Genomic DNA, 9,813 nt, shown 5'->3' with positions numbered 1-9,813 from the left:
AAACATTCGACACGACAGCTCAATTCACGCAACACACCTAAAAACTTATTGGCTAACAATCCAATTGGAGCAATCGCGAACTATGCTCAGGCAACGGTGCTGGCCATCCGATTCGGACCCGATGCCATGGATTTCACCAGCCCTCGCGGGCAGACGAGGATGTATTACAACGACATTCGGGCCGTCTACACCGAAAACCTGCACGCGGTGGTACTCCGCCACCGGGGGAGCCTATGCGCATTTCCCCGGGAATTGTTGCCCGACTGGAGTATCGAACTGATCACCCCGGCCCGGAACGGTAGTCAGCCGCCGGACCGACCGACGGTCGCCGAATTACCGCCGATTCCGGTCATCGACGCACCGACCGCATCGTTCATCTCCGGCCCGGATACCGCTCGCGCTATGGCTCGCACCTACGCTCCACACGCCTTGCGACCGCTGCTGACCTGCACCCCGATCCTCCCGATTCTGCCGCTCGAGGCCGCGCTACTGATGCACAGCCGGACGGGAAACGCCATGGCCCTGGCTCTTTCGGCCGTGTGCCTCGGATTCCTGGCCCTCGCATCGATTCTCACCCTGCGCCAGTCGGCGCGGTCTTACGCTCGCGCCGTTCCCGTCGGCCGTCCCCTCACCGTCCACTACGGCACGGACGCAGTCGACTTCCAACAAGCCACTGCCCGAAGCAGAACCCCATACTCAGCCATCCGCTCGATCGATATCCGCGGACCGATCGCCGCGCTGACGACAGCCCGCACGTCCGTCTGCCCACGAGAACTCCTGCCGGATAACGCCATTGCTCACATGTGTGCGGTGAACCCGCGCATCAAGGTCAAACGCTGACCCGGATCCAGGCCCGGGTCAGTTGCAGGCGGCGATGCGTTGGAGGATGCGGATAGCGCCGGTGGTCGGGAGTTCCCGGAACTTTCCACTGGCCATGGCGCGCGCGTAGAGCCGCTGATTACCGACCGCCAGCAGTCCGCCGCCCGCGATCCAATGGACCCAGTCGTCATAGGCGTTGTCCGCCCCCGCATCGCCGTCCGGGATGCTGATCAGCAGCAGGCGGACCGGGCTTCGCCAGCTTCGGACCGTGTCGCGGTAGGCGATCGAGTCGGCCGATTCCGCCCGCGTGGCGACTTCCAGAACAAGCCCCGCCCCCACGTACGGCCGCACGATTTCCACCATTTGCTCCGCGAGTGCTGACAATTCGCGAACCTCGGCGGTGAGCGCGGCGACGGACATTCGAAAGCCTTTCTCCGGTGCGCTCATTCATACCGATCGTACATACCGCGAGTTGCCCGGCGGCCCTCGCCATAGTAGCATCCGGACACGTGTCTGATCCCAATTCCGCCCGCTCAGCGGTGAGCATGGAGGCCACTCGCCGGAGGCTCACCGAGAAGCAGGCCGAAACGGTCGACAGGCTCACCCGGGCGGCCATGGACGTGCTCTCGCGCGAGGGTTTCGCCGGGCTCACCGTGCGCATGGTGGCCGCGCAGGCCGGGGTCGGTACGGCTACCGCGTACACCTATTTCAGTTCGAAGGAACACCTGGTCGCGGAGATGTTCTGGCGGCGGCTGGCTGCAACGGAAGCCCCCGCCGAGGACGAGACCGACTCCACGAAGCGGGTGCTGGCGGTGCTCCGGCAGATCGCGCTGCTACTGGCCGACGAGCCGACGCTGGCGGGCGCGGTGACCGCCGCACTGCTGGGCACCGATCCCGATGTGGCACATCTGCGATTGCGAATCGGCAGCGAGATTCGGCGGCGATTGATCGACGCGCTCGGCATGGACGCGGATCTCGAACTGGTGGAAACCCTCGAAATGATCTACGCGGGCGCACTGGTGCGCGCGGGCATGGGTTACGCATCCTATGCCGAAATTGCCGAGCGCATGGAGAAATCCACGCTGCGCGTATTGAAGCCCTGAAATTCCTTGCCGTGCAATATCTTTTCCTTGCCGTGCCACGCCTCCCGTAGTACCGTCTGGACAGGTGTCTACCCGGGAGGTCACAGATGACCCTGGTCAAACCGCGCGCGGTATCCGGTGGCGAGCATGAGCACGGCCACCTCGAGGAGTTCCGCACCGACCCCATCGCCCTGATGACGAGAGTCCGCGCGGAATGCGGCGATATCGGCTCGTTCCGGCTGGCGGACAAAGATGTCATCCTGCTGACCGGCGCACAGGCCAACGAGTTCTTCTTCCGAGCGAGCGACGACGAGCTGGATCAGGCCGCCGCGTACCCGTTCATGAAGCCGATCTTCGGCGAGGGCGTGGTCTTCGACGCGCCGCCCGAGCGCCGCAAGGAGATGCTGCACAACACCGCGCTGCGCGCCGAGCAGATGCGCGGCCACGCCACCACCATCGCCCGCGAGGTGGACCGAATGCTGTCGCGCTGGGGCGACGAGGGCGAGATCGATCTGCTCGAATTCTTCGCCGAACTCACCATTTACACGTCCTCGGCCTGCCTGATCGGCACCAAGTTCCGCGAGGAACTCGACGATCGTTTCGCGCACCTGTACCACGAGCTGGAGCGCGGCACCGACGCCTACTGCTACGTGGACCCCTACGCGCCCATCGAGAGCTTCCGCCGCCGCGACGAGGCCCGCTGGGAGCTGGTGAAACTGGTGCGCCACATCATGGCCGGGCGGCTCGCGAATCCGCCGACGGGCAAGGACGATCGGGACATGCTCGACGTGCTGGTGTCGATCCAGGACGAGCAAGGGCGGCCGCGGTTCTCGGCCAGCGAGATCACGGGGATCTTCATCTCGATGATGTTCGCGGGGCACCACACGACGTCGGGGACGGCGGCGTGGACGATCATCGAATTGCTCAGGCACCCAGACGTTCTGGAGCAGGTGGTCGCCGAGCTGGACACGCTCTACGCCGACGGCTCCGACGTGAGTTTCCATGCCCTGCGCCAGATTCCGATCCTGGAGGCGGTACTCAAGGAAGCCCTGCGCCTGCACCCGCCCCTGATCATCCTGATGCGCGTGGCCCGCGAGGAGTTCGAGGTCTGCGGCCATCGCATCGACCGGGGCGACCTGGTGGCCGCGAGTCCCGCTGTCTCCAACCGGATTCCGGAGGCGTTCCCGAATCCGGAGCGCTTCGACCCGAGCCGCTATATCGATCCGAACCAGGAGGATCTGGCCAACCGCTGGACCTGGATCCCCTTCGGCGCGGGCAGACACCGCTGCGTGGGCGCGGCCTTCGCGCTGATGCAGCTCAAAGCGATCTTCTCGATCCTGTTGCGGGACTGGGAATTCGAGCTGGCGCAGCCGTCGGACAGCTACCGCAACGACCATTCCAAGATGGTGGTGCAGCTGCAACAGCCGTGCGCGGTCCGATATCGGCGACGCGCACGGCCGGAAAGCTGATTACAGCGCGGCCTCGATGGCTCCGGTGATGGCCGGATCCTTGGGCTCGGTGCGCGGACGGAAGCGGCCCAGGACGCTGCCGTCCCGCCCGATCAGGAACTTCTCGAAGTTCCACTGGATGTCCCCGGCCGCGCCGTCGGCGTCGGCAACCTGGGTCAGCTCGGTGTACAGCGGGATCCGTCCCTCGCCGTTCACCTCGCTCTTCTCCAGCAGCGGGAAGTCCACTCCGTAAGTGGCGGAACAGAATTCGGCGATCTCCTCGGCCGTCCCCGGCTCCTGCCCCATGAACTGGTTGCACGGCACGCCGACCACCGTGAACCCCTGCGGCCCGTAGGTCTGCTGCAGTCCGACCAGGCCCGAGTACTGCGGGGTCAGCCCGCACTCGGAGGCGACATTGACCAGCAGCACGACCTTGTCGTCGGCCAGATCGGCCAGCGTGGTCGGCTTGTCGGTCAGGGTGCGCAGCGGCATCTCGCGAAGGTTCGTCACGGTCACGAATTCTAGAACGGGTTCGACGGGGTCACCGGTTCAGGAGTAGCGCACCTGCCAGTGTTTGATCCCGTTGATCCACCCCGAACGCAGCCGCTGCGGCGGCGCGACCTCGGAGATTTCCGGCATGGCGTCGGCAATGGCATTGAATATGAGGTCGATCTCCAGCCGCGCCAGATTCGCCCCGACGCAGAAGTGGTTCCCGGTCCCGCCGAATCCGACATGCGGATTGGGGTCGCGGAACACATCGAAGGAGAAGGGATCCTCGAACACCTCGTCGTCGAAATTGGCGGAGCTGTAGAACAATCCCACGCGATCGCCCTCGCGAATGGCCTGGCCACCGATCTCGGTGTCCTGCATGGCGGTGCGCTGGAACGCCACCACCGGCGTCGCCCACCGCACGATCTCGTCGGGCGCGGTGCGCGGACGCCGTTCCCGGTACAGCTTCCACTGGTCCGGATTGTCGACGAACGCCTTCATGCCGTGGCTGATGGCATTGCGAGTGGTCTCATTGCCCGCGACCGTCAGCAGGATGACGAAGAACCCGAATTCGTCGGAAGCCAGTGCCTCACCGTCGATATCGGCGTTCACCAGCTGGCTGACGATATCGCCGGCCGGGCAGGCGCGGCGTTCCTCGGCCATGTTGTAGGCGTAGCCGAGCAGTTCGGCATTGGCCACCATGGGGTCGCCGAATTCCGGGTCGTCGAAGTTCATGAGGTTGTTCGACCAGGTGAAGAGCTTGTGGCGGTCCTGCTGGGGTACGCCGAGGAGTTCGGCGATGGCTTGCAGGGGCAGTTCGCAGGCGACCTGTTCGACGAAATCGCCGCCGCCGAGGGCCTTCGCCTCCGCGACGATGGCGGTCGCGCGTTCCGTCAGCGCCTTGCGCAGGCCCTCCACGGGGCGCGGCGTGAAGCCCTTGCTGACGATCCTTCTGAGCTTGGTGTGCTTGGGCGGATCCAGATTCACCAGCAGCGCATTGCGACTCAGCTCCATCTGCTCGGGCGTGGAGTCGCTCTTGGTGCGAATGATGGAGCCCTTGGCGTGCGAGGACCAGAGTTCGGCCTTGCGGGATATCTCCTTCACGTCCTCGTGCCGGGTAATCGCCCAGTAACCCCCGTCGGTGAAGGGCGCCGCCTGTTCGGGAGTCTGCGCGATCCACCAGACCGGCGCGGTGCGGCGCAGCAGGGCGAACTCCTCGGCGGGACTATGGTCGGCCCAGAGCGCGGGATCGGTGAAATCGAACCCGGCGGGTAGTGACGGAACAGACACTGTTCCTCCTCGGGCAAAGTGCCGGTCGAGCACGCATTTTGAAACGTGTTTCACAACGATTGAACCATGCAGACCTGCGACCGGAGTGCGTTTCAGACTTCGATCTTGTGACTGGACATTGCGTCCACCGGATCGACAGACTAGAACTTGTTCTACAGTGATGCCAGGCACACTCGAAGATGAGGTAACTGATATGACCCCTTCCCCGGGCTCCACGTCCGAAGCCGATTACGTGGTCGTTGGCGCGGGCAGCGCCGGTGCGGTGCTGGCTGGTCGCCTGGCCCAGCGCGGCGCGAGCGTGATCCTGTTGGAGGCCGGGCGCAAGGACAACACCCGGCTGGTCACCAGCCCCGGCATGATCTCGGTGGTCCACACCGTCCCGCAGCTCAAGGCGCGGGTGGCCTGGAAGCAGTACTCGACCCCGCAGAAGCACGCCAACGACCGCCTCATCCCGATGACCCGGGGCAAGATCCTCGGCGGCTCCAGCTCCATCAACGGCATGCTCTACGTGCGCGGCAACCGCGCCAACTTCGATTCCTGGGCGGCCGAGGGCAACAAGGGCTGGAGCTACGAGGACGTGCTCCCCGCCTACAAGCGCCTGGAGAACTGGGTGGACGGCGCGGACGACTACCGCGCCACCGGCGGGCCCATCGAGGTCACCCGCCCGCGCGAGATCACCCCGATCTCCGAGGAATTCATGACCGCCGCCTCCGAGACGCTCGGCGCGCCGATCATCAAGGACTACAACGGCGCGTCGCAGGAAGGCATCTCGATCTTCCAGCAGAGCGTGAAAGACGGTCTGCGCTACAGCTCTTCGCGCGGCTTCATCACGAATATGCCGAACTCGAACCTGACCGTGCTGACCCACGTGCACGCCACCCGCGTGGTGATCGAGAACGGCCGCGCCACCGGCGTCGAGATCGCCGAGAAGAACGGCGCCCGCCGGATCGTGAAGGCCGCCAAGGAGGTCATCGTCTCCGGTGGTGTGGTCGGCTCGCCGCAGCTGCTCATGCTCTCGGGCATCGGCCCGGCCGGCCACCTGCGCGAACTCGGCATCGACGTGGTCGCGGACCTGCCGGTCGGCCAGAACCTGCACGACCACCTGTTCGTGCCCATGACCTTCGTGTCCAAGAAGGCCATCAACCGCGGCATCCCCACCTACTTCGCGCGCGGCATCCTCAAGGAGATGCGCAACCCGGGCAGCTCCTTCATGGGCCGGACCGTCTTCGAGGCCGCGGGCTTCGTCAAGACCAAGTTCGCCGAGGGCGACCACCCGGACATGCAGATCCACACCCTGCCGTGGAGCTACCCGACGCCCAACCAGGACGCCGACAAGATGCACATGGTGGACCGCCGCCCGGCGCTCACCGTCATGCCCTCGCTCATCTACCCGAAGAGCCGCGGCGAACTCAAGCTGGCCTCGGCGGACCCGTTCGCCTCGCCGCTCATCGACCCGGGCTACCTGACCGATCCGTGGGACACCGAATTCCTGGTCGAGGGCATCAAGATGATCCGGGAAGTCATGTCGCACAAGAGCATCGCGGGCGACATCACCGAGAACTTCTTCCCGGGCAACGAGTGGGCCGACGAGACCGCGCTGCGGCGCGAGCTGCCCAACCGGGTGCACTCGATCTACCACCCGGTCGGCACCTGCCGCATGGGTGTGGACGAGCGGGCGGTCGTGGACCCGACGCTGAAGGTGCGCGGCGTCGAGGGGCTGCGGGTGGCCGACGCGTCCATCATGCCGAGCATCACCGGCGGCAACACCAACGCGCCGAGCTACATGATCGGCGAGAAGGCCGCCGAATTCATCGGGTAAATCCCGAAACTCCGATTTGCGGCGGGATGCTGCCACTTCCCTGGTGGCTCCGCCGCACGGCCGCCGGCCACGACCACCGGCGGCCCGCGACAGCCCCGGGCCTTCTACCTCTCGGCCCGGGGCTGTTCCGTTTCTTTCGAAGGAGACGCAGTGTCGCTGCCCGTCGATATCTGGCTGGACGCGCCGGTGGCCGAATCGGCCTCGCGCGCACGGGAATTGCGTGCGCTCGGAGTGGACGGGGTGTTCACCTTCGAGGGCGCGCACGATGTGTTCATGCCGCTCACGCTGGCCGCCACGGCCGGGGTCGACATCATGACCAATGTGGCGATGGCGTTCCCGCGCAGCCCGATGCACCTCGCGCACACGGCGTGGGATCTGCAGGCGCTGTCGGGCGGGCGCTTCCGGCTCGGGCTCGGGAGCCAGATCCGGGCGCACATCGAGAAGCGGTACGGCAGTGTCTGGTCGGAGCCGGTCGAGCGGATGCGGGACACGGTGCTGGCGACGCAGGCGATCCTGCGGGCGTGGCAGACCGGGGAGCGGCTCGACTATCGGGGTCGATTCCGGCAGCACACGCTGATGACGCCGCAGTTCGATCCGGGGCCGAATCCCTTCGGCGTGCCGCCGGTTCTGGTCGGGGCGCTGGGACCGCGCATGACCGAGATGGCGGCGCAGGTGGCCGACGGGCTGCTGGTCATGCCGTTCAATACCGAGCGGAACTTCCGGGAGCGGACGCTGGCGGCGGTGGACAAGGGGCTGGCGGGATCGGATCGGCCGTTCCAGATCGTGGTCGAAGCCATTGTGGCCATGGGTGATTCGGAGGAGGAATGGCGTAGCGCGCGGCGGGCGGTGCGAAACCTGCTGGCGTTCTACGGATCCACGCCGTCCTATCGACCGGTGCTGGAGGTCGAGGGCTGGGAAGATCTGCAACCCGAGCTCAATGTGCTGTCCAAGCAGGGACGCTGGCAGGAGATGGCCGGGCTGATCGACGATCCGATGGTCGATGCGCTGACCGTCAGCGGCACTCCGGCCGAGTGCGCGGAGCTGATCCGAACCAGGTTCGGCGACAACGCTTCTCGCGTCTGCTGCTACTTCCCGGGCTACCAGGTCACCGATGCCGCCATCGCCGACCTGGTAGCCGCACTGCATTCCTGAACTAGCCCACCGTGATCGGATGGCCGAGTTCGAACAGGCTGCGATGGCCGGTCATGTCCGTGACCACCAGGCGCGGCAGATTCGGGCCGCGGTCGTTGTAGGCGTGGGAGGTGGCGCCGCCGGTGGTGGTCTCGTGCGAGCCGTCACCGAAGTACCAGTCGTACTGGCGGATGGCGCCGCCCGCCGCTGCGGCGTCGAAGGCGACCGGGGTGCCCGCGTGCGTCGTCGTCCGGGAGGCGGTGAATCCGTCGCCGAACGGTCCACCGCCGCCGAACCATTCGCCGATGTGCGGATTCAGCAGGAAGGCCTCGGCGTACTTGCGCGCGCCGTCGAGATCGGGTCGGGCGGCGGCCGGGACGGTGAGGCACTGCGGCAGCTCGCCGGGTTGTGAGCAGGCCAGCTGGCGCAGCGCGGTGGCCTCGTCGCCGAGCGGGCTCATGGCCGGGCGGCGATCCCCGGTCGGCACGGCGTCCTGGGTGAACAGGCCGTCGGCCGCGGTCGCGAAGACCTCGCCCGCGGCGGTATTGGCCTCATCGGCGGCCTGCCGGACGGACTCCGCGGACAGCCGGACGAATTCCGACCAGCGCTGGGTCAGGCCCTGCGGCACCCGGCCCGCGTCATAGCCGTGAAAGTAGTCGCCCATCAACACCTTCGGCGCTCCGGGCAGGGCGTGCGCGGCCCGCACGGCATCGCTCATGCCGCGCCCGCCGTAACCGAGCTTGGCGCCGCTGAAATAGGGAACGGTGGCGGCCGGATTCACCGATTCCGCCCCCACGCCGCCACATTCGCGGCGCACCGCGGCCGTCAGGTCCTGGGTGCCGGGGGTGACGCCGACGGGGATGCCGAAGAAGGGGTCCAGGTCGTTGAGGCAGCCGTCGATGAGGACCAGGTCGATGCGGTAGCCGTTGGCGGTGGCGTCGGCGGCGGCCTGTTCGAGCTGGCAGAAGACGTCCGGGGTGGCGTCGTCGCCGGTGGGGCAGCTCGGGTGCAGTGCCGGGGCGTCGAGGGCGGCGCCGGAGACGGTGTAGTCGTGCAGTTGCGCGGTGCGGCCGGTGCGGGTGCCGAGGGTCTCGGCGAACAGGTCGGCGAAGGTGCGGTCGCGGTCCAGGTTCTGCCCCCACAGCACCGAGTCGCCGACCGAAACCACGTGCAGCGGACGGCATTCCCGGTTCACCCGGAAGTTCCACGGCTTGCCGTAGCCGCTCACGTCACCGCCGGGGACGCGGGCGCGGGCGTCGACGCGTAGCAGACCGTCGGAGGGTAGCTCGTCGCGGCGGATGTCGAAGCCGACGGTCATCACGTCGTTCTGCACCACCGTGATGCCGCTGCGAATCGGCTGGCCGCCGCCCAGGATTCGCCATTCCACCTCGGCGTGGCCAGGAACGCCCGGCGGGAAGTAGACGGCGGTGGTGCCGTGCAGCGGTCCGTTGCAGGGGCCGTCGTGCGGGGTGCTGACATCGATAATGAGCGGTAGTAGGTCGTTCGCGGTATCTGCCTGGGCCTCGGCCACGGCACCGGCCACCGCGAGCGCACCCGCCAAGGTCGGCAGCAGGGCCGCACGACATTGCCGGGATCGCCACAACTTCACATGCTCCTCCTGGGAGTCCACGATCTGAGAGTTCCGCAATCTGACAGCAGACATGCTCCGGAAGCGGTCCGCGCGCGGGCCGCGAGGCGCGCCGAAATGGCCGAATTTAGTCCGTTCTACCTGCAC

General features: G+C 66.7%; 9 protein-coding genes. 5 read left to right on the top strand and 4 right to left on the bottom strand.

The window, feature by feature from the left end:
- Positions 1-840 (top strand): hypothetical protein (locus NS2_RS33940; RefSeq protein ID WP_222594903.1); only part of this gene is annotated, 840 nt, incomplete at its 5' end.
- Positions 841-858: 18 nt separating this feature from the next.
- On the opposite strand, the gene NS2_RS33935 is transcribed toward NS2_RS33940, so the two are convergent.
- Complete coding sequence (locus NS2_RS33935) at positions 859-1,266, bottom strand: hypothetical protein (protein WP_143161509.1); 408 nt, start codon at positions 1,264-1,266, stop codon at positions 859-861.
- A 92-nt stretch (positions 1,267-1,358) separates the two neighbouring features.
- Between NS2_RS33935 and NS2_RS33930 the strand changes: the two genes are divergently transcribed.
- Positions 1,359-1,922: a TetR/AcrR family transcriptional regulator gene (locus tag NS2_RS33930; protein WP_033091385.1), complete on the top strand. Its 564-nt coding sequence runs from the start codon at positions 1,359-1,361 to the stop codon at positions 1,920-1,922.
- An 86-nt stretch (positions 1,923-2,008) separates the two neighbouring features.
- On the top strand, positions 2,009-3,370 hold the full coding sequence (gene cyp51 / locus NS2_RS33925) for a lanosterol 14-alpha demethylase (RefSeq protein ID WP_033091386.1): 1,362 nt from the start codon (positions 2,009-2,011) through the stop codon (positions 3,368-3,370).
- On the opposite strand, the gene NS2_RS33920 is transcribed toward cyp51, so the two are convergent.
- On the bottom strand, positions 3,371-3,841 hold the full coding sequence (locus tag NS2_RS33920; protein WP_033091387.1) for a glutathione peroxidase: 471 nt from the start codon (positions 3,839-3,841) through the stop codon (positions 3,371-3,373).
- 57 nt (positions 3,842-3,898) lie between these two features.
- Entirely contained in the window at positions 3,899-5,128 is a 1,230-nt protein-coding gene (locus NS2_RS33915) for a cytochrome P450 (protein WP_033091388.1), read from the bottom strand.
- A gap of 193 nt (positions 5,129-5,321) precedes the next feature.
- On the opposite strand from NS2_RS33915, the gene NS2_RS33910 reads away from it, so the two are divergent.
- Both NS2_RS33910 and NS2_RS33905 read left to right on the top strand, forming a co-directional pair.
- Positions 5,322-6,947, top strand: a complete 1,626-nt coding sequence (locus NS2_RS33910; RefSeq protein WP_033091389.1) for a GMC family oxidoreductase — start codon at positions 5,322-5,324, stop codon at positions 6,945-6,947.
- A 156-nt stretch (positions 6,948-7,103) separates the two neighbouring features.
- Positions 7,104-8,099, top strand: a complete 996-nt coding sequence (locus NS2_RS33905) for a TIGR03617 family F420-dependent LLM class oxidoreductase (RefSeq protein ID WP_033091390.1) — start codon at positions 7,104-7,106, stop codon at positions 8,097-8,099.
- 1 nt (position 8,100) lies between these two features.
- Here the strand turns inward: NS2_RS33905 and NS2_RS33900 are convergent, their stop codons facing one another.
- Positions 8,101-9,687, bottom strand: coding sequence for a PKD domain-containing protein (locus NS2_RS33900; protein WP_052486816.1), 1,587 nt, complete (start codon positions 9,685-9,687; stop codon positions 8,101-8,103).
- Positions 9,688-9,813 lie beyond the last annotated feature (126 nt).

The organism is Nocardia seriolae NBRC 15557 (assembly GCF_007990715.1).
Lineage (GTDB): Bacteria > Actinomycetota > Actinomycetes > Mycobacteriales > Mycobacteriaceae > Nocardia > Nocardia seriolae.
Note: the sequence above shows the minus strand (reverse complement) of the source record. Positions and strands in the feature narration are given on the sequence as shown.

What these genes read in the sequence shown, in the direction of transcription:
- NS2_RS33910 (WP_033091389.1), top strand. Translation starts at nt 5,322, where the DNA reads ATGACCCCTTCCCCGGGCTCCACGTCCGAAGCCGATTACGTGGTCGTT.
- NS2_RS33935 (WP_143161509.1), bottom strand. Translation starts at nt 1,266, where the DNA reads ATGAGCGCACCGGAGAAAGGCTTTCGAATGTCCGTCGCCGCGCTCACC.
- cyp51 (WP_033091386.1), top strand. Translation starts at nt 2,009, where the DNA reads ATGACCCTGGTCAAACCGCGCGCGGTATCCGGTGGCGAGCATGAGCAC.
- NS2_RS33920 (WP_033091387.1), bottom strand. Translation starts at nt 3,841, where the DNA reads ATGCCGCTGCGCACCCTGACCGACAAGCCGACCACGCTGGCCGATCTG.